The organism is Endozoicomonas sp. G2_1, from assembly GCF_017744155.1.
GTDB lineage: Bacteria > Pseudomonadota > Gammaproteobacteria > Enterobacterales > Alteromonadaceae > JAGHQT01.
In genome coordinates, this window is record NZ_JAGHQT010000001.1 from 352,026 (window position 1) to 377,208 (window position 25,183).

The window sequence follows — 25,183 nt, forward strand, 5'->3', positions numbered from 1 at the left end:
TTAGAGGCAAAGGCAAATGCCTTTGCCTCAATATACTAGCGAAACTTAAAAACCAATTTACCTTCTTCCACTGCCATTGATTGGCCATACATGGCAAAAACTTGTTCTTCAAAATCAGATTCATCGAGCTGATAACACCAATCATCTTGCTCAACTTCTTCAATAAGAGTCCGTTCAATTTCAGGGCGATGAAAATCGAGAATACGTTGCTTGCTGCCAGAAGAGTACAGTGATAAATAATTCATTAATTCGCCAGGTATTAAGCCTTGTAACAGAGAGAGTGTCAGTTGCACACCACCAAAAAGTAACGATTTAACTGGCTTAGGCATAAACAAAGTCACAAGTTCACTGGTGGAGCCAACAAAGGCATAGTCGTCATTGACCAAGCGAATTTCTGCAAGTCGCATATCTTTTACTCTAATGGCGCTAAGCGCTGCGTCGTAATATGGCAACACACTGCCACTAGCAACGATATGCGCCCGATAAATATCTTGCCCAGCAACGCTAAGGCGCAGTGCACAATAAAACTGTAAATGCAGTTTGTCTTGACCAAGTGGCATTGTCAGCTCGGCACTTAACATCGTCAGTTCACCTTGGCTATTGGCAATATTAAGTGGAATTTGATGAGGGAAGTTTGTCACTAAAAGCTCATTGAGCTCATCTTGTGTATAAACTGCTTGCTCAAGCCAGTTAAGGCGAATCGCTAGCTTTATCGCCAGTTGGGTAAAGTAATTTCGACACTTTTGCCACCAATTAGCCATTGCTTGCATCGTTACCCCAATCTTTCAAAATATAAACTCATAGTATTGAATCTTATAGTAAATGATATCCAAACAACTATACATCAAAGGTTATTTTTATTATTGATACACCAGATACTTTGAGCTCGTTTCGATGCCAACTGTCGCACCATTCAAAAAGCAGAGACAAAAAAAGCAGTTAAGCTTTCGCTCAACTGCTTTTTAACTAACCTATTAGCGAAGGACTATTGGTATTTTTTCATCACTAAGGTTGCGTTAGTGCCACCAAAACCAAAGCTATTTGACATGACAGTGTTAATTTCAGCTTCACGAGCTTCCGTAACGATATCTAAGCCTTGTGCTTGCTCATCAAGCTCGTTAACGTTAATTGAAGGTGCAACAAAATTGTTTTCCATCATTAACAAAGAGTAGATAGCTTCGTGTACACCAGCTGCGCCTAATGCGTGACCTGTCATCGCTTTCGTGGCACTGATCGCCGGCGAGTTGTCACCGAAAACTTCCTGAATTGCGCCAAGCTCTTTAACATCACCAACAGGTGTTGATGTACCATGCGTATTTACATAGTCGATTGGCGCATCTAAATCTTGCATCGCCATTTGCATACAACGGACAGCACCTTCACCACTTGGTGCTACCATATCGTAACCGTCAGACGTTGCGCCGTAACCAACAATTTCAGCGTAAATATGTGCGCCACGTGCTAAGGCATGCTCTAACTCTTCAACCACGACCATACCACCGCCGCCAGAGATAACAAAACCATCGCGGTCGGCGTCATAAGTACGTGAAGCAAGTTCTGGAGTATCGTTGTATTTTGTTGATAGCGCGCCCATACCATCAAACATCATGGCTAACGACCAATCTAACTCTTCACCACCACCAGCAAAAACAACATCTTGTTTGCCAAGTTGAATTAACTCGGCGGCATGACCAATACAGTGAGCACTGGTTGCACATGCCGAACTCATCGAGTAGTTAACGCCAAGAATTTTGAACGGTGTTGCCAAACAAGCAGAAACCGTACTCGACATCGTTTTTGGTACGGCATAAGGGCCAACGCGCTTAACCCCTTTTTCACGCAAGGTATCTGCAGAGCTAACGATATTAGCTGAAGATGCACCACCTGAACCGGCAACGATACCGGTACGAATATTTGATACCTGGTCATCGCTTAATTTTGCATCTTCTATCGCTTGTTGCATTGAGATGTATGCGTAAGCAGATGCGTCACCCATAAAGCGCATTGCTTTACGGTCGATGAAATCTTTTACATTAATTTTTAAGTCGCCCCAAACTTGGCTTCGCAAGCCTTGTCCTGCGAAGCTTTCTGAGCGAGTAATACCTGATTTGCCAGCTTTAAGTGATGCCAATACTTCTTTTGCATTATTGCCAATACTTGAGACGATACCTAAACCGGTAATAACAACACGTTTCATTCGAATAAACCATATAATAATTAAAAAAATCCAGCGTATAATAACGGCTTTTCATGCTAATACTGGTCTGTCCAGCGTACACCTGTACACTGAAGACAATAATGCTAATCAAGTTCGCATCACCAGTAAAGCGATAAAACGCTATACATCTGTAAATTATTCATCAGTAACGTGACAATTGGGTGACAACCTCAGTGAAAAAGCCATCAATAACCAAGCAAGCAAAATCTCGACATCAACACCAAAACAACGATGACTCTACAACGGCTAAAATCGCTCACCAACATGTCAGCTTTCAAAAAAATGGCGCCCCCTACTCTGACACGTTTGACGATATTTACTTTGATACTGAATCCGGCTGTCAGCAGAGCCAAACCGTGTTTATTGATGGCAATAACCTGAGCAAGCGTTTTCAACAATTAACAGGTCAATTTACTATCGCCGAGACAGGTTTTGGTACCGGGCTCAACTTTCTACTGACACTGGCTTGCTATCAACAAGCGTTAAACGACAAATTAAACAAAGATTGCAAGACACCAAGTCAATTGCACTTTATCAGTACAGAAAAGTACCCGCTTACTCGAGCTGAGTTAACCAAGTCATTGGCCTTGTTGCCAGAATTGCGACAGTTAAGCCAACAGCTCATCGAGCAATACCCCGATCAACAAACACTCGAAAAGTTACAGAAAAGCTTAACAGCCGACAATATACAGCAAAAAGCACAACAAAAAGTGCCACAAATAAACGCGAGCTTTTTCGACAGCCAAGTAACACTGACGGTATTACTCGGCGATGCCAGCGAGGTATTAAGTGAGCTAGCGCCAAAAGTACACGCCCGCGCGCCTCAACAAAAAATTGTTGATGCCTGGTTTTTAGATGGTTTTTCTCCCGCTAAAAATCCAGAGATGTGGAGTGATGCCCTATTTGGGCAAATAGGTCGATTAACCAAACCGCAAGGCACTATTAGTACCTTTACCGTGGCTGGATTTGTTCGCCGAGGCCTACAAGACGTTGGTTTTAGGCTGGCTAAGCAACCATCGCAAGGTAAGAAAAAAGAGATTCTAACCGGAGTCTTTCAACAAGATCCTGACAATGGCAAAAGCTACCAGCTTAGACCCATTATCAATAAGCCCCAGCATGTCAGTATTATTGGTGGCGGTATTGCCTCTGCCTGTGCTGCTTATCAGCTCACTAAAGCAGGGGTAAAAGTTACTTTATACTGCTCTGGTGATGAAATAGCACAAAGTGCCTCTAGTAATAAAATTGGTGCCTTATACCCATTGCTGCATCAACAGCAAGATGAAATCAGCTTGTTTTATCAACAAGCATTTGAGCACGCTCGAGAATTCTATGATCACTTGCTAAGCCAAGGGGCGCAATTTGGTCACAGTTGGTGTGGCTTGTTGGAAGTCAGCCATAAAGAAGCCTTAGTTACTCGCCAGCAGATTTTTGAACGGGAGCAACCTTGGCCGCAAAACCTTATTCATTCAGTTAACGCTGAGCAAGCGTCAGAGCAAGCTGGCATTGCCCTTAGCCAAGGCGGGCTTTATATGCCCCGAGCAGGTTGGATTTCGCCACCTGAACTGGTCACTGCTGTCATTGAATCAGCTAAAGCCAGTGGCAGGCTCAAAGTAAAAACCAAACATCAAATTAACCACATTGAACAGCTAGAGAATGGCAGTTGGCAACTGCACAGTAATAAAGGTCAGCACCAAGCCTCAGTTGTTGTCATTTGCGCCGGCTCATCATCGCAAGCACTTGCCCCGGTTAATCAACTGCCCTTGACCAATGTCCGTGGTCAAGTCACTAATATGTCGGCCAACAACGAGTTAAGTGAGCTCAAAACAGTACTTTGCCATAAGGGCTACCTGACGCCAAGTTATCAAGGTGTCCAGTGCATAGGTGCCACTTTTGATAAGAACAACCAAAGTACAGTCAGTGATGACAAAAGTGATCAATACAATCTCGATATGCTCGAAAGGTGTATGCCTGATTTAGCTTTGTGGCAGAAAAGCGATATTGATAGTAGTAAGGCAAGATTGCGTTCAATGACTCCAGATCATTGGCCAATTGTCGGGCCAATGCCAGATGTTGCCGCTCATAAAGAAATTTATCATCATTTGAGTAAAGACAAAAACTGGCAATATCAACAGCCAGCGCCGGTGATTAACAATTTGTACGTAATGGCAGGTCTTGGTGCGAGAGGATTGTGCACGGCGCCACTATTGGCTGAAATACTTGCCGCTGATCTCACCGCCAGCCCTTACCCAGTTGACGCCGAACGGCTGTTCAATCTCGCGCCAAACCGCTTTGTGATTCGAGATATTATTAAGCGTAAATAATTAACACTAGGCTAAGCTTCTTTTTGCAGGCTGTATTTACGCATTTTTTCAACAAGTGTGGTACGGCGCATTTCCAATAGTTCAGCAGCGCGCGCTACTACCCAGTCGGTGCGCTCAAGCGATTGCTTGATTAAAGACACTTCCAAATCAGCGAGGTATTCTTTTAAGTTTAGGCCGTCATCAGGCAGCAAACCGACTTCACCGGAAGCCGGCGTAAAGTTGGCTGCGTGCTCTTCTTCAACAGTGATATCATCTTGTTCGTCGTAGTCAAAACCGGCAAAAAGCTCGTTAATCGCTTCTTTTTCTTGTAACTCTTCAGGGTATTCAGGCTCAAACTGTTCAACATCAATATGACGATACTTCAAGGGTAATTCGCTAACATCAACCACTTGTTCGCCATACATGATGATCATGCGCTCAATTAAGTTAGAAAGCTCGCGCACGTTGCCTGACCAAGGATGTTCTTGCAACGACTCAATCGCTCTGTCGGTAAAACGTACTGTTTGCCCAGATTCCTGCTCAAAGCGATTAACCAACTCTTGCAATAACAATGGGATATCTTCTTTGCGTTCTCGTAGCGCTGGTGTTTCAATCGGAAATACGTTCAAGCGGTAATAGAGATCTTCGCGAAAATCATTAGTTTTGATCATTTCCTCAAGATGCTGATGAGTGGCGGCAACGATCCTGACATTGGCTTTAATACTTTTAGAGCCACCGACGCGCTCAAAGGTCCGTTCTTGCAGTACTCGAAGTAACTTAACCTGCATCGGCTGCGGCATATCACCAATTTCATCAAGGAACAAGGTGCCACCTTCTGCCAGCTCAAAACGGCCCTTACGGGTTGATATTGCGCCAGTAAACGCACCTTTTTCGTGACCAAATAACTCACTTTCAAGTAAGTCGCCGGGAATCGCACCACAATTAACCGGCACAAAAGCACCTTTCGCCCTGTCTGATAAATTGTGAATATTGCGAGCAACAACCTCTTTACCTGTGCCCGATTCACCTAAAATCAGAACATTGGCGGCGGTGCTCGCCACTTGCTCAATTAAAAAGCGTACTTGTTGCATCGGTTCACTAATACCCACTAGCGACCTAAATAGCGGATTTTTACCGGCATTTTTAGTCAATTTTGACGGCAAGCGATTGTGATACTGATGACAGTGATGAATCATCTCAGTGGTTTGCGCATAGTTTAGCGGTACCGACAATTCACCAATAACATTAGGTAGGTTTAAAAATTGTGCTTGATCAGCAACGTCGTGCAATAAAAAAGGACATGCAGGCTTTTGCACAATAAAATCACGTGCTTGGCTAGCAACCTCACCACAAAAAATCACCGTGAGAATTTCGTCTGCTCGTTGAAACTGCTCGGTGAGTTTATCCATACTACACAACACCACTCGCTCGCCAACAAAGGCAAATACAGTTTCAAGTTGCTGAAGACGAGAGGCATTATTGTCAACAAGTACAATGTGTTTTAAAGGTTGCATAACGAGAACGATCCAAAAACTTGCAAGTGGCACTAACCGATAATGATCCTCATTCTAGCCAGCAAGCAAGATAGTGCAACAATAATTTGACACTAATAGCCATTTTTTTGACTCACCTCTAAATATGCTTATTTGATGGTCAAACAAACCACTAACTCGTCAGGATTTCATGAATATTACTAGGCACTTATTGCTTAGGTATACAACTTGCTATAAATTTAGCTTAATACACACCTAGCTTTGATAAAGTCGATTGCGGTAAGGGCTAATAATGACATCTATGTTTCACAACAAATCTATTATGATCACTGGTGGTACCGGCTCTTTTGGTAAAAAATACACGGAAACCCTCCTCAAGTATCACCAGCCGAAAAAAATCATTATTTTCTCTCGCGATGAATTAAAGCAGTTTGAAATGCAGCAGCAGTACAACGATGAATGCATGCGTTATTTTATTGGTGATGTTCGCGATAAAGAGCGATTAAATCGCGCGATGCGAGGAGTGGATTATGTTATTCACGCCGCGGCAATGAAGCAAGTGCCCGCCGCTGAATACAATCCAATGGAATGTGTCAAAACCAATATTGATGGCGCTGAAAACGTCATTGATGCAGCGCTTAATAACGATGTTAAAAAAGTCATTGCATTATCAACGGATAAGGCAGCTAACCCGATTAACTTATACGGAGCGACTAAGCTCGCTTCTGATAAAATATTTGTTGCTGCCAACAATATTTCAGGTGGTCACAGTACAATCTTTTCTGTCGTGAGATACGGTAATGTTGTTGGTTCACGAGGTTCCGTGTTGCCTTATTTTCAAAAGCTAATCGACCAAGGTACTGATCATTTGCCGATTACTCACAACGAAATGACGCGATTTTGGATAAGCCTTGAGCAAGGCGTTAATTTCGTTTTGAAAAACTTTGAACGGATGTTTGGCGGCGAAATTTTTGTGCCCAAAATACCGTCAATTCGCATTCCCGATTTAGCAACAGCTGTCGATGCCAATATGCCGCAAAAAGAAATTGGTATCCGTCCAGGTGAAAAACTTCACGAAATCATGTGCCCTGCCGATGACTCATACCACACCTATGAATATGACGATCACTTCGTGATTGCGCCAACCATTATTTTTTCAAGTCGCAGTAACGACTTTACCATTAACGCTATAGGTGAGCGCGGCAAACCTGTTGAACATGGTTTTGAGTACAACTCAAAAGACAATCCTGATTTTATGACCATTGAACAAATTAAAGCGTTTAATGATAAGGCGTGTTTATGATCCCATACGGTAAGCAAAACATTACCGATAAGGATATTGCCACGGTTGTCGACGTTTTAAAGTCAGACTTTATAACACAAGGGCCAAGGGTCCAACAGTTTGAGCAAGCCATCGCCGACTATTGCCAAGCACAGCATGTCGTTGCCGCCAACAGTGCAACCTCAGCACTTCACATTGCTTGCCAAGCGCTAAATCTACAACAAGGTGATTGGCTTTGGACCTCGCCAATATCGTTCGTTGCTTCAGCAAATTGTGGCCGTTATTGCGGCGCACAGGTCGATTTTGTTGATATCGACGCTACTACCGTCAATATCTGTCCACAAAAACTCGCGAACAAACTTGATATTGCCGAACGCGAAGGCAAATTACCCAAAGTACTGGTTGTAGTGCACATGGCGGGGTTGAGCTGCGACATGCAAGCCATTAGCAAGCTCGCCAAGCGCTATAAATTTGCCATCATCGAAGATGCCAGCCACGCGATTGGTGGTCAATATCAAGGAAAGCCTGTAGGCAATTGCCAATATAGTGACATCAGTATTTTTAGCTTTCACCCGGTGAAAATTATTACTACCGCAGAAGGTGGTGTCGCGGTTACCAACAATACTGAACTTGCCCGCAAAATGCGATTGTACGCCAGTCATGGCGTCACACGTGATCAAGAAAACTTCCAAAATGGTATTTATGAGCCTTGGTACTACGAACAACAGTATTTGGGTCAAAATTATCGAATGACAGAACTCCAAGGCGCGCTCGGTATCAGCCAACTCGACCGTATTGATGATATTATCGAGCAGAGAAACCTGTTGGCGACAAGGTATCAAAAAGCATTGTCGGGGTTGCCACTGTGTTGGCAACAGCCACAAAGCGATTCATTATCAGCTTATCATTTATTTATCATCCGCCTTGATGATAACGCTAAGCTCAATCGCAGCGAACTTTTTCACGCGCTTAGAGCACAAAATATAGGTGTTAATGTTCATTATATCCCGATTCATACCCAACCCGACTATCAGCGTTTGGGCTTTAAACCCGGAGATTTCCCAGCTGCCGAGTATTATTACCAAGGGGCATTGTCGCTACCTCTTTACCCAGAGCTGACTAATGAAGCGTTTGAGCATATCGTGACAACATTGCGTGCTTTACTTTGCGATTCGACAAGTGAATAGCCGTGAGACTAGCATTAGGTACGGTACAATTTGGCCTTGATTACGGCATCAGTAATCAAGCGGGGCAAGTAAGCCGCCAAGAGGTTGAAGCGATTCTTGAGCGCGCTCAACAACTTGGCATATCACTACTCGATAGTGCCAGTGCTTATGGCAATAGTGAACAAGTATTAGGAAACACCGACTCCAGTAAACAATTTGAAGTAGTCACCAAAATACCTAGGCTGAGCGATGACGTCACCACTATAGTGCCCTTTATTGAACAAAGTCTTACCAATCTCAAGCGTCAGCAGCTTGATGCTGTACTGTTTCATCATGCTGATGATTTGATTGAACACAAAAATCGCAATCTTTTTTACCAAGAACTAATTAAGCTTAGAGCAAGTGGCGTAATCAAACGCATTGGTGCTTCCTTGTATCAGGTCAACCAATGGCAGCAACTAAAAAATCAATATTCGTTAGACGTGCTGCAGGTGCCAGTCAACTGCTTTGACCAACGCTTTGTCTGCCCTACGTTACTCGCTGAATTTAGCGAGTATGGCGTTAAACTTCATTGCCGCTCCGCTTTTTTACAAGGGCTGCTGTTAATGCCAGCCGCGCAAAGGCCGCATTATTTTGACGACTATCAAATAGAATTCAATCGCTTTGAGCACTTGGCAACAAAATATCAGTGCTCTTGGCTCACATTGTGCTTTGTTTTATTTCATCAATTAACGGGCATGAACAAGAACGCTGAGCCTAAAGCTTGTCAGAAACTTGACGATAAGAAGACAATACTCAGTACTGATGTTATTGAGCAAATTGTTGTTGGTTGTTGTAATACTGCTCAACTCAACGAGATTGCTGATGCTTACCGACAAGCCAAAACAATTAATATTGATAACGAATTATTAAGGCTGTTGGCATCAACTGAACAAACGTTAATCAACCCTAGTCTATGGCAAGTGAACTAACGAGTCGACGTCAGTAGCGATAATTGATTTAGCTATCAAGAGATTTTCAGCCCATAGAGCCAATTTGAGTAAATACATGAAAGTCGTTGCTATTTTACAAGCCAGAATGAGTTCGAGCCGTTTACCCGGCAAGGTACTGATGCCAATCTTAGGTAAACCTATGCTGGCACAGCAAATTCTTCGACTACAGCGCGCGAAAAATATCGGCCAGCTTATTGTTGCAACCTCGAATGACGACCAAGATAAAGCGATTGTCGAGCTTTGCCAACAACTAGGGATAAGCTGCTTTACTGGCAGTTTAGATAATGTTCTTGACCGATTTTATCACGCGGCTAAATCTGCCCAGGCAGATATTGTCGTGAGACTTACTGGTGATTGCCCGCTGGCAGATCCCGAAGTTATCGACAGTGCCATTGAACTGCACCTTACTGAGAAAAGTGGCTACACTAGCAATTGTGAACAACCTACTTACCCCGATGGTTTTGATGTTGAGGTATTCAATTTCTCTGAGCTTGAAGGCGCTTGGCAAAAAGCCACTATACCCTCTGACCTAGAGCACGTTACGCCTTATATTCGCAATAAGGCTTTGATCAAAAAGAGCCTATTGACCTCAGCAATAGATTATTCTCATTACCGCTTAACGGTTGATGAAGCGAGAGATTTTCAATTGGTCGAGCAAATTTATCAAGTTCTGAGTCCTCAAGGGCAATACTTTACCAGCGAACAGATTTTTCAGTTGTTGTCCGACAAACCTGAACTCGCAGTCATTAACCAAGACATTATTCGCAATGAAGGCTACTTAAAATCACTTGCCCAAGAGCAGCTGAACGAACAAAAGAGTTAACTAGTATGAATCACAACCCGAGATATTCAAATTCAACGGCTTGGCTTGAACGCGCAGAAAAAACAATACCGTTGGGCTCACAAACGTTTAGTAAGAGTAAAATATGTTACCCTGAAGAAGTGTCACCGTTATATCTGAGTAAGGGCTCTGGCGCAAAAGTTTGGGATATAGATGGCAATCAATATATCGATTTTGTAAACGGTTTACTCTCCGTTTCGTTAGGTTACTGTGACCCAGACGTCGACAATGCCGTTTGTAACCAAATAAAGAATGGAGTTACTTTCTCTTTACCTCACACTTTAGAAGTAGAAGTTTCGGAGCTACTGGTACAACATATCCCTTGTGCAGAAATGGTACGCTTCGGTAAAAATGGATCTGACGCAACGTCCGCAGCAATTCGATTAGCTAGAGCTTACACCAACAAAGAGCACGTTGCTGTTTGTGGTTACCATGGTTGGCAAGACTGGTACATTGGTTCTACGACACGTAGTTTAGGCGTACCTGAGGCAGTCAAAGCACTAACGCATAGTTTTCAATACAATGATCTGTCATCACTTCAGCAGATTTTTGATAAACAATCGCTTGCGGCTGTCATTATTGAACCAATGAACCTGTATTATCCTAACAAAGACTTTTTAAAAGGTGTGCAGCAACTATGCCAGCAAAATAACACTGTATTAATTTTCGACGAAACTATTACTGGTTTTAGGTTTTCCTTAGGCGGAGCGCAACAGCTCTTCGGTGTTATTCCTGATTTAGCAACATTTGGTAAAGGGATGGCAAACGGTTACCCAATTTCTGCTGTTGTAGGTAAACAAGAAATTATGGAAACAATGAGTGACATTTTTTTCTCTGGTACCTTCGCCGGCGAAACACTATCACTTGCAGCAGCTAAAGCAACCATAAATAAAATTGTAAACCATAAGGTAATTGAACATATTGTTGATTTAGGCAAACAACTTGAGCAAGGCTTAAAGCAAATAATGGAATCAATGTCTAACCCTGAATGGCTAAGTGTAACTGGCCACCCAAGTTGGCTGTTTGTTTTGATTGACGACTGTAAAACATATACATCGTTACAACTAAAATCATTGTTTTTGCAAGAGATGCAAAAACGAGGTTTCTTGATAAACGGCGGCCACAACTTAAGCTTTAGTCACCAGCAACAAGATATCGACCAACTGTTATCTGCGTATCAAGAAGTATTACCGTTATTAGCTAAAACTATTGAAGATCTCGACTTAGATGATAAATTCAACGGTAAATTCATCGAACCTGTATTCAAGGTTAGATAAATGGCAAAAATTGCGTTTAGAGTAGACGCCTCCAGTAAAATTGGTGCAGGACACCTATTCCGCTGCTTGAACCTAGCCAAAAGACTTCTAAGCAATGGTAATGACGTCACTTTTTTAACACTGCTGGAGTCTGAAGAACACCAACAGTTGTTAAGAAGACATGGTATTAGGGTATTGAACTTAGTCGAAGCTAGTGGCGATTTAATAAATAAAGACTGGCAACTTCAAGACGCTAGTCAATGTAGTCGAGCTATTTCTCCTCCCCTTGATAACGACACAGTTACTAACAAGCAATTCGATCTAATCGTTGTCGATCATTACGCAATTGACCATCACTGGCAAAAATTAATGGTCAACTATTATAAAGAGCTTTTGGTTATTGATGATTTAGCTAACAGGAGCCACCTTGCTAACTACTTAGTAGACCAAACCCTTGGTTGCGTTAAAGCTAACTATCAATCACTAGTGCCTAACTACTGTCAATTATTAGTTGGTAGTGAGTACATCATTTTAAATCCTGATTTTGCTAATTATAGATCTAAAGCCTTAGTCAAAAGAGCTAAGGGTTTAGCTAAAACTAACAAAGACAAAATTAATATACTGATTTCTATGGGGGCGTGTGACCCAGACAATATATCTCAAATACTCTATGATAGTTTAAAAACACTTAGACAACGCTTTCGTCAGTTTTCAGTCGTCATCGTATTAAGTTCACTTGCTCCTCATAAATCTGAACTGCTTAATAAAACTAAAAATAGCGACTGGTGCCAATTAACAATAAATCCGTCAAGTATGGCGAGGTTAATGCTTGACGCAGATATTGCCATAGGAACACCTGGTACTACATCGTGGGAACGTTGTTTTATGGGCTTGCCGTCGATACTACTTCAAGATGCAGATAACCAACGAGTTGTAGCTAATCATTTAGCAGAACAACAAGCGGCAATAAACCTCGGCCACTATAAAACACTCACGACAGAGCGACTATCTAGAGCTTTAACAGCCTTGCTCGACGAAAATACATATAAGCGGCAAGTGAATGCTTGCCTGAACATTTGTGACGGCAAAGGCATCGAGCGTATCATCAATAAAACAGCTATGGCATAAAGTCTGCTTTATCATAAGTTGCATACTATAAGTAAATCGAGCTTACTAACAACAGGAAACCGCAATGACATTAGCACCGCAAACTTCTCGTAATCAGTTTTGGCATGAAAAATGGGAAGATGCAGCCCAACAACCAAGCTATTTTGCCACTATGGGAAGAAATAGCTATAGCATTAGTGACTACTTTGTTTATCTAGCCGATATTGTTAAGGGGCTTGGTGGTGTTTCAAAACATGAGACTATGCTTGATGCAGCGGGTGGGTGTGGCTACTTATCTATGTATTTTTCTCCATTAGTCAAAGCCATTGACTTATTTGACTACTCTATTTCGGCGATTGAAAGAGCGCAACAAGAGTGCCAAAATTTTGCCAATATAAATGCTTACCAAGATAACTTGTTAGACTTTTCCACTACGAAGAAAAAGAATACACAGTATGAAAAAATAATAGTTGGTGGTGTTTTACAATACTTTGATAACTATGATGAAATAGCTGCTATTCTGACCAACCTGTATATGGTTAGTGCATCTTCAAGCAGGATCATTGTCACTCATAATACAGATCTGAGCAAGAAAGAGCAGCATATTGCCTCGTACCAAAACTTATCTTGGTCTAAAGAAAAAGTTGAACGCGCTGTGTTTGAAGAGCTCAACCACAGATTTTGGCTTGATTTTAATATTATTCAATCAATTGCCACTAAAATTGGCTTTACAGCTTGCCAGCTATCGCCAATTAACCCGCAACTTTTTCAAGCCAACCATATGTTCGATTTTTATCTGGAAAAATAATATGTCAGACGTTTTTATCAATCAGCGCTTGATCTCAAGTGACAGCGCACCTTTTATCATTGCCGAAGCGGGAATTAACCACAACGGAGACTTAGCTACTGCACTAAAAATGGTAGATGCAGCCAAGCAAGCTGGCGTTGATGCTGTAAAGTTTCAAACTTTTAAAGCAGATGAGTTTTGTGGCGATCCTGAGCAATTATTTAGCTATCAATCACAAGGGGAAACTATCACCGAGCCTATGCTTGATATGTTTAAACGTATGGAGTTTTCAATCGAGCAATGGCATGAAATAAAAGCCTATTGTAAAAAACAAGATATATTGTTTCTGTCAACACCACAAAACCCAAGCGATTTAGAACTCTTGCTTGAAATTGGCATTAATGCAATCAAAATAGGCTCTGACGACTTTACTAATATTCCTCTACTTCAGACCTATAAAAAAACCAACTTACCTATTATTGTTTCATGTGGAATGGCAGATATGGCCGAGATATACCAAGCGCTTGAGGCTCTAGGTGCTATTGATGGGTACCCAGTCATATTATGCTTGTGTACATCACAGTACCCGACGCCACCTGAGGATATTAATCTAGCTAAACTCAATACCTTAAAATCCGCCTTTCCAAACCTCACTTTAGGCTTTTCAGATCACTCACAAGGATATTTAGCATCAGCGCTAGCGGTTGGTTATGGTGCGTGCTTATTTGAGAAACACTTTACGCTAGACAATCAAATGGCAGGCCCTGATCACTGGTTTTCTGAAAACCCAAACAGTTTAAAAGCTTGGCGAGATGCTATTCACCTAGCTCATAAAATGCGTGGTAGTGCTATATTAAGGCCATCTGAAGCTGAATTAGAAATGCGTACTTTAGCTAGAAGAAGTATCGTTGCCCTCAAAGATATTGAGCCTGGCGAACAATTAGATTCAGACAATATAGGTTTAAGACGCCCAGGCAATGGTCTGCCTCCATTGCTGCTCAATAAGATAACTGGGCTACAAGCGAGTAAGTTTATAAAACAGGCTTCATTACTTCAGTTAGGTGATATCGCTAACGAAAATTTGGATTGAATACTATGATGAAAAAACACCTTGTTGTAGGCGGTGGTATAGCTGGTTTACTTGCAGCAATTTTACTGAAAAAGAGAGATGCTACCTGCGTCACTTTAATCGAAAGTAACAATAAGTGTGGTGGTTTATTGCGTTCGATAAAAACGGCAGACGGTGTAGAATTTGATTATGGTACTCATATTCTAGGTGAAACTGGTATTGATGAGCTTGACAATATTCTCTTTGAGCGTGTTACCGAAAAGGACTGGTATAAACTACCTATCCTAAAGCCCGGCAACTATATAAATGGTTACCTGCACAAGTATTCTCAACTTATTTATGCCAAGGCCTTACCTGAAAATGTTTTAATTAATGGCGCATACGAGTTATTAAGTTCAAACCAAGAGAGAGCAACTCAAAGTCAAAACCTGCTAGAGTATTGTCAAGCAAGTTATGGTGACACGTTTACAGAAAAACTTTTCACTCCTCTAATTGAGAAGTTGTTTGACGCTGAGCTTATTAAGTTAGACAAATCGGCTCTTGGCTTATTTGGATACAACCGTATTATCATTGGTAATCAAGCAATGATGAAACGATTAAAGGCCGATCCATACTATGACAGTATTTTAGCTTACGAAACCTATGACGAGGGAGTTTCATCATTAAATAATTATTATCCGAAGCACGGAAAAGGAATTGGCTTATGGATAGATAATTTACAAGTACAGGCCGAGGAGCTAGGTGTTAAGGTTATTACTGAGGCGTCGATTACTAAACTTAATCACCAAGACAACCAAGTCACGGGGATTACCTTAGCAAATGGTGAGCAGCTTGAATTTGAACAGTTAGTGTGGACAGCACCAAGCTACTTACTGATTAAATTGGCGGGTTTGGACTTTGTTTCAAACTATCAACCAAGGTTTAGACACAGCTGCTTGCATCACTTTGTTTTTGACAGAGCTTTTAACACACATAATTTTCACGTCTATTGCAATGATGCTGACATGTCCTCTTTTCGGATTACATTATACCCGAACATTAGTAACAATAACGATGTTAATGGCCCATATCGTTGTACAGTTGAAGTATTAACCAACAAGGATATATGCGATGAGCTTGATCAAGCGCAAGTTTATCAAGAGCTTATTACCATGGGCATTGTTGAAACGTCAGCAAAGTTACTTTATAAAACAAGCGAAGTCATCAAAAATGGCTTTCCAGTATATACCTGTGATTTCGTTGCCGAAACGAAAAGGCAAAACAATTGTATTACTAGTAATCTCAAAAATGTTCAATTACTGGGTAAAGCATCGAGTAAAACGTTTTTTATGAGCGATGTTTTACAAGAGGTATATAGAACAATACAAAACAACCCCCTATAAAATAGAACCGCCATATGAAATTATCGCTGTTTAAGTCTTTGTTTGAAAAGCTGACAAATTTTAAATCAAATCGTTTTCACCCCCTTGTTTGGATCAATGGGGATCCAATTATAGGCAATAATGTATATATTGGCGGCATGAGTGAAGTTAACGCCACTGGCTGTAAAGTGGTAATTGGTGACAATTGCGATATATCATCCTTTGTCGCTATCAACGCAGCCGACTCTCACAAACTCACGATAGGTATCAGCCAAGAAGTTGAACGTAAAGACATAATCATTGAGCACAATGTATTTATCGGTTCACATTCAGTAGTTAAAGGCGGTGCTCATATAGGCCACCACTCAGTAATTGCAGCAGGCTCCGTTGTCGATGCAAGAGACATTCCTCCATACTCTTTAGTGATAGGTAACCCTATGATTGTAAAGGCTGGTTACTATTTAGATTCATGTAAACAAGTAAAGGCCGATGATTCCGCATAATCAACCAAGCTTAGGTGAACAAGAGGCCCGAGCTGCGGCTGCAATTGTGAGTAGTAATAAACTCGTACAAGGCAGTCAAACAAGGGACTTCGAAGATGAAATGTGCCAGTATCTGGGCTTGCCTCCTGGCCATGCCGTCTGCGTCAGCAGTGGTACTTCAGCACTTTACGTTGCACTAAATGTACTAGCTCTCCAAAATAAAAAAGTTGGCTTACCAAGCTATTCTTGTACGTCACTTAAACACGCATGCACTCTAAATAACTCAAAACCTGTATTTCTAGATATCAAAGCCAACACTCCAATCGTCGAAACGAACTACAATTCATTTGATGCCTTGATTTACCCATATTTATACGGTTTTGCTAGTCATTTACCCAAGCTAGTAGACAAGTTAATTATAGAGGACGTGGCTCAGGCATTAGGTGCTCGCACTAACAATGGCATGTTGGGAACACTAGGCGATATTGGTGTACTTTCTTTCTATGCGACCAAAATGATCTCTAGCGGTGGTCAAGGCGGTATGTTAGTCAGCAAGGACAAAACACTTATAGAACAGGCAAAGCAGTACTTAAATTTTGACCAAGTAATTGATCAAGAGCAGCGATTCAACTTTCACATTACTGAAATTCAAGCTGCAATAGGCCGTGTACAATTGAGAAAATTACCAGAGTTTATAGAAAAGCGTAATGCCATTTGGCAAATATATCAGGATCATCAATTACCACTTATGGATATTGATGATGAGAACCTAAAGCATGTCAGATATAGAGCAATTGTCATGACTTCAAATGTCAATCGACTCATCAACTATCTCGCTGAATATGGGATAAGGGCAATTAACCCATTTACAACATCAGAGCTACTATCGGCTGAAAACATTAATGCAAGCCAGCTTTGTCGACAAACCTTGTCTTTACCTATTTACCCAAACCTGTCGCTCGCTCAAGCAAAGTATATTGCTCGGACATTGCAGCAAGGCATTAAAATATGAAAGTATCAATCAATCAACCCGCTTACCTGCCTTGGTTAGGTTATTTTGATCGTATTGCAAAAAGTGATACACACATTGTCTTGGATCACGTACAGTTTGAAAAAAACTCCATGACTAACCGCAATAAAATTAACACCAACCAGCTACCTTGTCTACTTACTGTGCCTGTCGCTACTTCAGGAAAATTTGGGCACCTAGCAATTAACGAGGTAAATATAAAAAATCAACTCGCCTGGCAACGCAAGCATTGGAATAGCATTTACTTTAATTATAAAAAGTCTCCGTACTTTTCCATGTATGAAGAGCAACTTTATAGCTGTTACCACAGAGAATGGGGACTTTTAGGTGAATTACTGCGTTGGCAGCTTGAATTTTTTTTAGCCGCACTTAAGATCGATACACCGATAGTTTATAGCTCTACTTTAGGTTGTCAGCACAGAAAATCGGAGCTGATAATTGAGCTGTGTCAAAAACAAAAGGCGACAAGTTATTTGTCTGGTCCATTCGGTCGCGATTATTTAGATAAAGATGCTTTTGACATCAACAATATTAATCTTGAATATCATGATTATATACACCCGGAATATAAACAACACTTGACTAGTAAAGGCTTTGAGTCACATTTATCGGTACTTGATTTGTTGTTTAACCACGGTGGTAACAGCGCAACAATCTTAATGACATAAGTGCTAAAGTTAATTTAATGTCAATTTCGTTGTGAATGAGTGTAGCAATAACACAAAGGTTACAGGTATGAAAAAAGTGCTAGTAGTGGCAGCACATGCTGATGATGAAGTACTCGGTTGCGCGGGCACGATTGCAAAACACACCGCAAATGGAGATCATGTTGAAGTGATCTTTTTAACCGATGGTGTTTCTTCAAGACCAACTAGCGAAAACGCTAAATGGCAACGTGAGTGTTCCGCTGAGCGAGCAATGCAGGTACTGGGAATAAAGTCCATTCATCAAGCCAGTTTTCCAGATAATCAACTAGACTCAGTGGCTTTGTTAAACGTTGTACGATACATCGAGTCTATTATACAAGAGCTTGAGCCTGAGTATATTTATACTCACTATGGGCAAGACTTGAATATTGATCATCAAATCTGTAACCAAGCAGTATTAACTGCTTGTAGGCCTCAACTAGGGCATAGTGTCAAAAAGATTTTTGCCTTTGAAGTACTATCCAGTACAGAGTGGAACTCAACTTCACTCCCGAGCTTCAAAGCCCAGTATATCAATGACATTAGTGACTATTGGCAGTTAAAAAAAGCCGCTTTACAGTGCTATAAAGAGGAGCTAAAACAATTTCCCCACAGTCGTAGTATTGAGTGTATTAGTGCTTTAGCGACACTGCGTGGCGCAACCCACGGATTTACTAAAGCCGAGGCTTTTTACGTTGAACGAATTCTTAGCTAAAAAACACTCCTTACGTATGATTGTAACTAAGTAAAACGGTATAAACTTTGCTTTACCGAAAGTATAAAAAATCACTCCATCGGTACCTATATAGTTATGAATTACTTTGAGTATTACAAACAACAGGCAACTTCAACTGACTTGTCAGACACAGAGCGTGTAGGACGTTACGCTCAGCAACAACAAGATGAAACTTATATTTTTGACGATATATTGAATAAGCTTCCCGCATTATCACGAAATGGGAGTTTGATCATTGATATTGGCTGCGGTTGTTCCGCTCCTGTCAAGAGACTTATTGCAAATGCTGAACACTATCAACAACAATTGGTCTTAGTTGACAGTGAAGAAATGCTAGCAAGATTACCAGAACAAGATAACATTGAGAAAGAAGCCTGTCAGTTTCCCAACACAAGCTTGATAGAAAAGTATCAAGGTAAAGCTGATGTCGTTATTGTCTATAGTGTTTTTCATTGTGTTTACCTGCAAAGTGACTTTATTTCTTTTGTTGATTCACTAGTACAACTGTTGGCACCAGGCGGCAACCTTTTACTGGCAGACCTCCCTAATGCAACCAAGAAAAAACGCTTTTTATCGTCTGAGCAAGGACAAAAATTTCATCAGCAGTGGAGTGGAAATAGTGACATTCCAGAGGTCAACTGGAACAAATTTGAGGCCGGTAGTCTGGACGATAGTTTAATCTTGATGTTGATGTTACGCTATCGACAAATGGGTTTTGAGACATATTTACTACCACAAAAAAGTAATTTGCCATTCTCAAATACGCGTGAAGATTTATTAGTGAAAAAGTGGTAAGAATGTCAACACCTAACTCATATTGGCTATGGCCCAAAGTAGAGGTTAATAGTTCTCAAATTAGCCAATCGCAGCAACATCTAGCCAATATTGAAGCGTTTTTTACAGAGTATTATTCACCTTTCGAAGTGGTTTATTTTGCTAGAGCTAGGCTAGCAATAAATGCGATATTATCTATTGAAGGCGCAAGTAGACCAGATTTAACCTTCTGTCAGCCCTATTCCTCTCACTGTGTACTATCAGCGATAGCAGAAACCAGTACACCGACCACAACCGAATGTCAAAAAAGTAAACATCAAGTTATTTATCATCAATGGGGACAGAAAACTCAAGTTACTAAGCATGATTATCACAGTGTTTTGATTGAAGATGCGGTCGACTCAATACTCACCACCAATCAACCAAGAGAGTTATTTCCTAATAACGCCCCTTATTGCCTAGTATCGCTACCAAAAATAATGCCTGTAGCAATCGGGGCGATAGTCATTTGTCAAAGTACCGATCAAAAGCAAGCATTGTTAGAATATCGTGATAGATCCACTCTAAGTCTTGGTATAAAAAAACTTGAAAACCTCACTGAATTTATCAATATTACTCAGTTTCAAGAAAGTATTTTCAAAATGCATCCCACCCTAATTCCGTTTGTCAACGACATAGAACAAGCGTTTTTTGAGTCGGTACAAAAAGTAAAAGCTAACCTATGTTACCTTAGTGACTGCCCTACTCTTGAAAATGCTATAACCAGTTACTTGGCGTCAATGAATCTAAGGCTACCATCAAACATAATTATAGGTTCTGATGAAAGTGTCGCCGCGTCTGTTTATGCCGACATACCGATAACTGTCGAAGAAAGTATTCGCACATACTACGATTATCAAACGCAAAGTTGCCGTAAAGTGTTTTTATTGCCTTGTCATAATCAAGTGGAGTTTAAGTAAGCGGCTTAAAGGCTTGACTGAAGTAACGGATCAAAATAGTGAATAATGATAAGACGACGGTGATCGAGCGTATTAAACTACTGCAAACAGATCACTTTAAAGACTACACTAATTTACACACAAGTAATTCTAACGACTGGCACCAAGTTTGTTTGACCAGTAAAAATGCAACCCAAGATTATCTTCATTTATATACGGATTACCATCTGGCCTACTTACGTTCAAGTGGCTATGCAGCAGATTTGTCGGTAGTCTTTTACGCAAATTCGGTAGCTGTAGCAATTTGGCCTTTGACGCTATACAAAGAGCGAGAATCCCTGTGCATGACATCAAACTATAAACTGCAGAGCCATTGCCAAGCTATCATCCCTCCTCTAATTGTTGATCACACATCTATTAAACAAACTAAGAAAATACTTCAGCAATGTTTAAGCTTTCTCAGAGCAACACATACTATCAATGAATTATCTCCTATTTGTTGTCAGATTCAGCCAAGCCAAGATATCACATGGCATCGCTTATTGTCGCCACATATAGAGAAAATACATTATCATCAACAGCTATATTTAACTTTAACAAAACCAATAAATGAACTTGTTAAAGATTTTCGCAAAAGCTACCGTTCACTTATCAATCAAGGGTTAAAGCTCTGGAACGTTGAGTTATTGCATACGTTATCTGACCACGAGCTGGAAGAAATAAGACAATTCCATATCAAAATTGCAGGCAAAGAAACTCGCTCACTAGAAACATGGAGGCTTCAGCAAAACATAATTAATGCTCAAAAGTGCTTTGTTATCAGACTAACAGATAAAACTAATGGTCAACTAGTCGGAGCAGCATTCTTTAACGTTATTAATCGCTACGCGTCGTATAGTCTGGGTGTTTATGAACGCAGCTTATTTGCTTCTCCAATAGGGCATGTCGTCCAAATTGAAGCAATTAAACACATGATTGAGTTGGAAGTTACTAATTACTATTTGGGTGAAAGGCATCAACCTTATGAGTACCCAAAGCCAACTGAGAAACAGAGCTCAATTGGCTTTTTTAAAGAAGGGTTTAGTAACGCAGTTGAAATTTCCGCAAAAGTAACAATAAGTTAACCTAAAAAATGAAGTAATTAAACAAGCTCTCTGTAGGTATTTGCAAGTAACTCATTCATAAAAAAGCCTTTATTAGAGCTACGCCCTAATAAAGTAATGTTCGAATAGCCATTTACTATTTTTTGATTAAGCGCTTCAAATTCATTTGCTTGTTCAAGAGTAATGACAGGAAAACCGCTTTCAATAGGACGAAACTGTTTAAACTGACAACAATGGCTATCATCGATAAGTCCCATTTTTGCCAACTCTTGTTCAATAACATCAGTTAGTTCATTAAGTTCAATATCACTATTAACCAATGCTTCAACGGTCACGGCGTAGAAATTTTGTTCATCAGTAGAGTTTAAATTTTGATAACATGTCAATCGCGTTGCATAGTGATTTACGTCGAAGTTGTTAATATAAAAGCTATTTGTTTTCAATGGATTATCATAAACAAAATCAAATAAACCTGTTGTTCTAAACTCAGGTTTAGTGAGGTGACTATCAATAGCTAAAAATTTGGTTAACAACGCTGAAGAAACTGTCCAGATTAATTCATCAGCTTCAAGGTTTTCATCAGTTAACCCCAGTTGCCAATTAGAATTGTTTTGTTGTTCAACGGTTTTAACTTGCTGGCCAAGCAAGATATCAACGCCTAAATCAGCTAGTTGCGAGATTAACGTATCAACCCAAAAACCAATACCGCCCTGTTTGGGGTAGTATTTACGAACACCTTTGCTGCTATGATGAAATCCTAATCTATCATTTAAGTAGTCAATCTTTTTCAGTTCTTCAGTGGTATTGCTATCAAATGCAATGACTCGATACATGTCAAAGAAAAATAAGTAGTAATTTGGTAGTAGTTCCGGTGAAACGCCAAAAGTTTTTTCGATAAATGGCGCGTAGGCTTGTTGATATATCAAACTCCCATAGCGTTGCTCTATTGCAGTTTTTAAATCCTTTTTAGTATCGCTCTTACGGTATTCAATCAGCTCAGAGTTAGCTTTGAATAAATAATCATCACTTAAATGATTAATATTTAAAAAAGGGCTATCAACATTCATTTTACCGTGAGAAAAACTACCGGACTTACTCTCAGTGAATATGTAGCTATTTAACTCATTCATGCCCGAAAACAAAAATTGATCGAGCTCTGCGATACCCGTTTCACTCGCAACATGAGTGCCATAGTCAAAGGAACCATAATCACATGAGTCGCTTTTGAGTAGACCTCCTGCTCTATCGGCAGCTTCGATCAAAGTAACTTTGTGACCTTTTCTCGCTTCCAAAAAGGCAGCGACAATACCAACTATGCCGGCACCAACAATACAAACATGCTTCTCAATATTCATATTAACTTTCAAATTTAGTTAATGGTTTAAACCACTCTGAACCACAATAGTGAGGTTCAATTGCATTTTCACGATAATATTCAATAGAGTGCAATAAAAATGATTTATAATATGAAACAGCTTCATTAAAATCGTCCATTGCTACTTTCTCGTCAAAGGCTTCGTAAAGCACCCGTACAAGCATAGCTTGCATATGCATTACAGATCCTTTAAGAAGGAAATAGAAGTGATCATATCTACAAGTATCACTATCATATAGTATTTGTGTTTGTCTTTTTAAAAAATGTAGACACTGCTCTGTATTCGCAAACTTCTCTTGAATAGTATTTATCATCAAATGGCAAAGTTGTTCATAGCCATCAAAATCCAACAATTCAATTAACTCAAGTGCTAATGTGCCATCGTCGACATAGCTAGCTTTTGTAAAAAGCTCACTAATTTGTAATTGTTTATCTAATAATTTAGGTAATGTTATTTCAAGGGCCTCTGCTTTTAATGGCTGGCATCCCTTAATTTTTGCACCATCAGACAAGTTATAACAATAAAGCTCTTCGGAATCTTTTATTAAACGCTCCAGCCCTTGCTTAGACGCGTTAAAAAATGGCTCAGTGGTAAACTCTCCTCCGAAATTACCTTCAACAGGGATAGTAGATAGGCTTTTATAACCATATAAGTCAAGATCATCACCGTCTTGATTATAATATAAGCTCTTTGTACTGTGGTGATTACCGTCTAACTTGTGGGCTAAATCAACACCTGCAAAGTAGATGTTTTTAAACCCTAAACCGTTGACTATCGAAAGAACCGTATTAGCCACCGTCGGATTGATATATTTGTGAACATCAAAGAGCTCTTTTCCAAGTGCTGTTTCCATCAACAAAGCCGCTGAAGGTTCCTGACCTTTGATAGCCATTAAATTGCTATTGAACTCGTTAAAAATCTCAGGGTGTATTGTTGTAGGCCCAATAAAGGCCATTTTGTCTAGTTCGGATTTAGGGCAATAATAAGATAGCTTTTCAACGACAGGAAAAGTACGCTCTTGTTCACAATGAATATCGGGAGTAATTCCGTATTGATATAATGCACTCAAGGCACTACCGCAACTAATTAAAATAGCATGGTCTTTGTGCTTTTTAAGCGTTTCTACTAAATTGTCGAGTGATGGACCATTACCAATTATAAAAACAGGGTACTCCGCAAGTTCATTTTTCTGTAACTTCTTCTTTTTCAACAAAGGCACTTTGTTTTGCAAGCTAGTCAACATATGTCCGATCGACATTACCGAATCATCAAAAAAACCCCAACCTTGAACAGTTTCGTAAAACCGCTGTTTATGCTGTTTTAATAGTTCAGTTATAGCAGGTGTATTGTAGTGAACATAACCATAAGTTTTTGCAATGTCATAACGGCCATACTGGTAACTTTTATTCAACAAGTCGTCAAAAAATTCGTCTTTCTGTTCGCCAAGTGATAGATGAAGAAAGAAGCCTTTGCTTTCTATTTTTTGGAGTATTCCAGCCCAATCCATCGTAAACAAAGAGCTATAAAAAATGTCTAAATCAGGTTCAATTACATAAAGATGGGTTACATCATGCTGCGACATCAATAGTTCAATATGATGACCAGCACCAACCCCAAAAATCATCATGGAACTCAAATTTTTGCGTAATTTACTGCTAATATTCAACTTATCTGTTTGCTTCATTCTGTTATTTAAAACATCTAATATTTTGTTCAGATAAATTGAATGAATGAAGTTTCCAGGGTTTTCTTTGTTGGCGTCAAAAATAGCTGATGTTGACTGGGGATGCTCTTGGTACGCATTGACCTGAGCCATTGCCATCAAATAAGGCGGATATGAATATAGATGTGTATCTAACTCGCTATCATAAACATTAGGAAAACCATCAAAGATGTCAACAAAAAACCTTTTCGGCGTAAAGTTTAAATAATGCTCGTAAACATTACTGTCAAACCGCTTAAAGGCTTCCATATTGCGCTCATATTGGCTAAGAAGTATCTCATCGGTTCCACCTAACAGACAACAGTTATCAGCCAATTTTTGTAATGTATACTCATCTTGACTTTGGTTAAATATCTGAGATTTTATTTTTTCTGCTTTTTTTTCGAGCTGAGCTATTCTCTCGTTTAGCGATAAATTTAATTCGGCTGGAGACATAATATAAGCCTAATTGAAAATGTAGATA

The 25,183-nt window shown here is 40.2% G+C and carries 22 protein-coding genes; 17 read left to right on the top strand and 5 right to left on the bottom strand.

The genetic code is table 11. From position 1 onward, the window contains the following. Nucleotides 1-35 precede the first annotated feature (35 nt). Together J7384_RS01565 and fabB are read right to left on the bottom strand one after the other, a co-directional pair. Nucleotides 36-770 (bottom strand): hypothetical protein, encoded by a 735-nt coding sequence (locus J7384_RS01565; RefSeq protein ID WP_209110539.1) that lies wholly within the window; start codon nt 768-770, stop codon nt 36-38. 215 nt (nt 771-985) lie between these two features. Further along, nucleotides 986-2,197, bottom strand: a complete 1,212-nt coding sequence (fabB, locus tag J7384_RS01570) for a beta-ketoacyl-ACP synthase I (protein WP_209110541.1) — start codon at nt 2,195-2,197, stop codon at nt 986-988. Nucleotides 2,198-2,391: 194 nt separating this feature from the next. Between fabB and mnmC the strand changes: the two genes are divergently transcribed. Beyond that, complete coding sequence (gene mnmC / locus J7384_RS01575; RefSeq protein WP_209110543.1) at nt 2,392-4,539, top strand: bifunctional tRNA (5-methylaminomethyl-2-thiouridine)(34)-methyltransferase MnmD/FAD-dependent 5-carboxymethylaminomethyl-2-thiouridine(34) oxidoreductase MnmC; 2,148 nt, start codon at nt 2,392-2,394, stop codon at nt 4,537-4,539. 11 nt (nt 4,540-4,550) lie between these two features. Here mnmC and J7384_RS01580 read toward each other — a convergent pair whose 3' ends face one another. Beyond that, on the bottom strand, nt 4,551-6,032 hold the full coding sequence (locus J7384_RS01580) for a sigma-54 dependent transcriptional regulator (protein WP_209110545.1): 1,482 nt from the start codon (nt 6,030-6,032) through the stop codon (nt 4,551-4,553). Nucleotides 6,033-6,312: 280 nt separating this feature from the next. Here J7384_RS01580 and pseB point away from each other — a divergent pair, with 280 nt between their 5' ends. From pseB to J7384_RS01660, 16 genes are all read left to right on the top strand, one after another. Then, a complete protein-coding gene (gene pseB / locus J7384_RS01585; protein ID WP_209111278.1) occupies nt 6,313-7,314 on the top strand; it encodes a UDP-N-acetylglucosamine 4,6-dehydratase (inverting) in 1,002 nt (333 codons plus the stop codon). After that, a complete protein-coding gene (gene pseC, locus J7384_RS01590) occupies nt 7,311-8,480 on the top strand; it encodes a UDP-4-amino-4,6-dideoxy-N-acetyl-beta-L-altrosamine transaminase (RefSeq protein WP_209110547.1) in 1,170 nt (389 codons plus the stop codon). Before pseB ends, pseC begins: the two co-directional genes overlap by 4 nt. 2 nt (nt 8,481-8,482) lie before the next feature. Further along, nucleotides 8,483-9,430 carry an aldo/keto reductase gene (locus tag J7384_RS01595; protein WP_209110549.1) on the top strand — a complete coding sequence of 316 codons (948 nt, stop codon included), beginning with the start codon at nt 8,483-8,485 and terminating at the stop codon, nt 9,428-9,430. A 64-nt stretch (nt 9,431-9,494) separates the two neighbouring features. Beyond that, entirely contained in the window at nt 9,495-10,274 is a 780-nt protein-coding gene (locus J7384_RS01600; protein ID WP_209110551.1) for a glycosyltransferase family protein, read from the top strand. A 5-nt stretch (nt 10,275-10,279) separates the two neighbouring features. Next, complete coding sequence (locus tag J7384_RS01605; RefSeq protein ID WP_209110553.1) at nt 10,280-11,569, top strand: aminotransferase class III-fold pyridoxal phosphate-dependent enzyme; 1,290 nt, start codon at nt 10,280-10,282, stop codon at nt 11,567-11,569. Further along, nucleotides 11,570-12,676 (top strand): UDP-2,4-diacetamido-2,4,6-trideoxy-beta-L-altropyranose hydrolase, encoded by a 1,107-nt coding sequence (pseG, locus tag J7384_RS01610; protein WP_209110555.1) that lies wholly within the window; start codon nt 11,570-11,572, stop codon nt 12,674-12,676. A 64-nt stretch (nt 12,677-12,740) separates the two neighbouring features. Beyond that, on the top strand, nt 12,741-13,463 hold the full coding sequence (locus J7384_RS01615) for an SAM-dependent methyltransferase (RefSeq protein ID WP_209110557.1): 723 nt from the start codon (nt 12,741-12,743) through the stop codon (nt 13,461-13,463). 1 nt (nt 13,464) lies between these two features. Beyond that, a complete protein-coding gene (locus J7384_RS01620) occupies nt 13,465-14,532 on the top strand; it encodes an N-acetylneuraminate synthase family protein (RefSeq protein ID WP_209110559.1) in 1,068 nt (355 codons plus the stop codon). Nucleotides 14,533-14,537: 5 nt separating this feature from the next. Continuing rightward, nucleotides 14,538-15,893 carry an NAD(P)-binding protein gene (locus tag J7384_RS01625; protein WP_209110561.1) on the top strand — a complete coding sequence of 452 codons (1,356 nt, stop codon included), beginning with the start codon at nt 14,538-14,540 and terminating at the stop codon, nt 15,891-15,893. Between the two features lie 14 nt (nt 15,894-15,907). Continuing rightward, nucleotides 15,908-16,375, top strand: coding sequence for an acyltransferase (locus J7384_RS01630; RefSeq protein WP_209110562.1), 468 nt, complete (start codon nt 15,908-15,910; stop codon nt 16,373-16,375). Continuing rightward, on the top strand, nt 16,362-17,366 hold the full coding sequence (locus tag J7384_RS01635) for a DegT/DnrJ/EryC1/StrS aminotransferase family protein (protein WP_209110570.1): 1,005 nt from the start codon (nt 16,362-16,364) through the stop codon (nt 17,364-17,366). The genes J7384_RS01630 and J7384_RS01635 overlap by 14 nt, the downstream gene beginning before the upstream one ends. Beyond that, on the top strand, nt 17,363-18,052 hold the full coding sequence (locus J7384_RS01640; RefSeq protein WP_209110572.1) for a WbqC family protein: 690 nt from the start codon (nt 17,363-17,365) through the stop codon (nt 18,050-18,052). Before J7384_RS01635 ends, J7384_RS01640 begins: the two co-directional genes overlap by 4 nt. Before the next feature lie 67 nt (nt 18,053-18,119). Next, entirely contained in the window at nt 18,120-18,785 is a 666-nt protein-coding gene (locus tag J7384_RS01645; protein ID WP_209110574.1) for a PIG-L deacetylase family protein, read from the top strand. A gap of 96 nt (nt 18,786-18,881) precedes the next feature. Beyond that, nucleotides 18,882-19,601 (top strand): class I SAM-dependent methyltransferase, encoded by a 720-nt coding sequence (locus J7384_RS01650; protein WP_209110576.1) that lies wholly within the window; start codon nt 18,882-18,884, stop codon nt 19,599-19,601. Between the two features lie 2 nt (nt 19,602-19,603). Continuing rightward, on the top strand, nt 19,604-20,539 hold the full coding sequence (locus J7384_RS01655) for a hypothetical protein (RefSeq protein WP_209110578.1): 936 nt from the start codon (nt 19,604-19,606) through the stop codon (nt 20,537-20,539). 38 nt (nt 20,540-20,577) lie between these two features. Continuing rightward, nucleotides 20,578-21,642, top strand: a complete 1,065-nt coding sequence (locus tag J7384_RS01660) for a hypothetical protein (RefSeq protein WP_209110580.1) — start codon at nt 20,578-20,580, stop codon at nt 21,640-21,642. Between the two features lie 17 nt (nt 21,643-21,659). Here J7384_RS01660 and J7384_RS01665 read toward each other — a convergent pair whose 3' ends face one another. After that, complete coding sequence (locus J7384_RS01665) at nt 21,660-22,976, bottom strand: NAD(P)-binding protein (protein ID WP_209110582.1); 1,317 nt, start codon at nt 22,974-22,976, stop codon at nt 21,660-21,662. Nucleotide 22,977: 1 nt separating this feature from the next. Next, on the bottom strand, nt 22,978-25,155 hold the full coding sequence (locus J7384_RS01670) for a 6-hydroxymethylpterin diphosphokinase MptE-like protein (RefSeq protein WP_209110584.1): 2,178 nt from the start codon (nt 25,153-25,155) through the stop codon (nt 22,978-22,980). Nucleotides 25,156-25,183: the final 28 nt, after the last annotated feature.

Excerpts from the sequence above, each read along its gene's own strand:
- J7384_RS01665 (WP_209110582.1), bottom strand. The coding sequence starts at position 22,976 with ATGAATATTGAGAAGCATGTTTGTATTGTTGGTGCCGGCATAGTTGGT.
- J7384_RS01605 (WP_209110553.1), top strand. The coding sequence starts at position 10,280 with ATGAATCACAACCCGAGATATTCAAATTCAACGGCTTGGCTTGAACGC.
- J7384_RS01620 (WP_209110559.1), top strand. The coding sequence starts at position 13,465 with ATGTCAGACGTTTTTATCAATCAGCGCTTGATCTCAAGTGACAGCGCA.
- J7384_RS01615 (WP_209110557.1), top strand. The coding sequence starts at position 12,741 with ATGACATTAGCACCGCAAACTTCTCGTAATCAGTTTTGGCATGAAAAA.
- J7384_RS01670 (WP_209110584.1), bottom strand. The coding sequence starts at position 25,155 with ATGTCTCCAGCCGAATTAAATTTATCGCTAAACGAGAGAATAGCTCAG.
- J7384_RS01565 (WP_209110539.1), bottom strand. The coding sequence starts at position 770 with ATGCAAGCAATGGCTAATTGGTGGCAAAAGTGTCGAAATTACTTTACC.
- J7384_RS01635 (WP_209110570.1), top strand. The coding sequence starts at position 16,362 with ATGATTCCGCATAATCAACCAAGCTTAGGTGAACAAGAGGCCCGAGCT.
- J7384_RS01655 (WP_209110578.1), top strand. The coding sequence starts at position 19,604 with ATGTCAACACCTAACTCATATTGGCTATGGCCCAAAGTAGAGGTTAAT.
- pseC (WP_209110547.1), top strand. The coding sequence starts at position 7,311 with ATGATCCCATACGGTAAGCAAAACATTACCGATAAGGATATTGCCACG.
- J7384_RS01580 (WP_209110545.1), bottom strand. The coding sequence starts at position 6,032 with ATGCAACCTTTAAAACACATTGTACTTGTTGACAATAATGCCTCTCGT.
- J7384_RS01625 (WP_209110561.1), top strand. The coding sequence starts at position 14,538 with ATGATGAAAAAACACCTTGTTGTAGGCGGTGGTATAGCTGGTTTACTT.
- J7384_RS01630 (WP_209110562.1), top strand. The coding sequence starts at position 15,908 with ATGAAATTATCGCTGTTTAAGTCTTTGTTTGAAAAGCTGACAAATTTT.
- J7384_RS01640 (WP_209110572.1), top strand. The coding sequence starts at position 17,363 with ATGAAAGTATCAATCAATCAACCCGCTTACCTGCCTTGGTTAGGTTAT.
- pseB (WP_209111278.1), top strand. The coding sequence starts at position 6,313 with ATGTTTCACAACAAATCTATTATGATCACTGGTGGTACCGGCTCTTTT.
- pseG (WP_209110555.1), top strand. The coding sequence starts at position 11,570 with ATGGCAAAAATTGCGTTTAGAGTAGACGCCTCCAGTAAAATTGGTGCA.
- J7384_RS01650 (WP_209110576.1), top strand. The coding sequence starts at position 18,882 with ATGAATTACTTTGAGTATTACAAACAACAGGCAACTTCAACTGACTTG.
- J7384_RS01645 (WP_209110574.1), top strand. The coding sequence starts at position 18,120 with ATGAAAAAAGTGCTAGTAGTGGCAGCACATGCTGATGATGAAGTACTC.
- fabB (WP_209110541.1), bottom strand. The coding sequence starts at position 2,197 with ATGAAACGTGTTGTTATTACCGGTTTAGGTATCGTCTCAAGTATTGGC.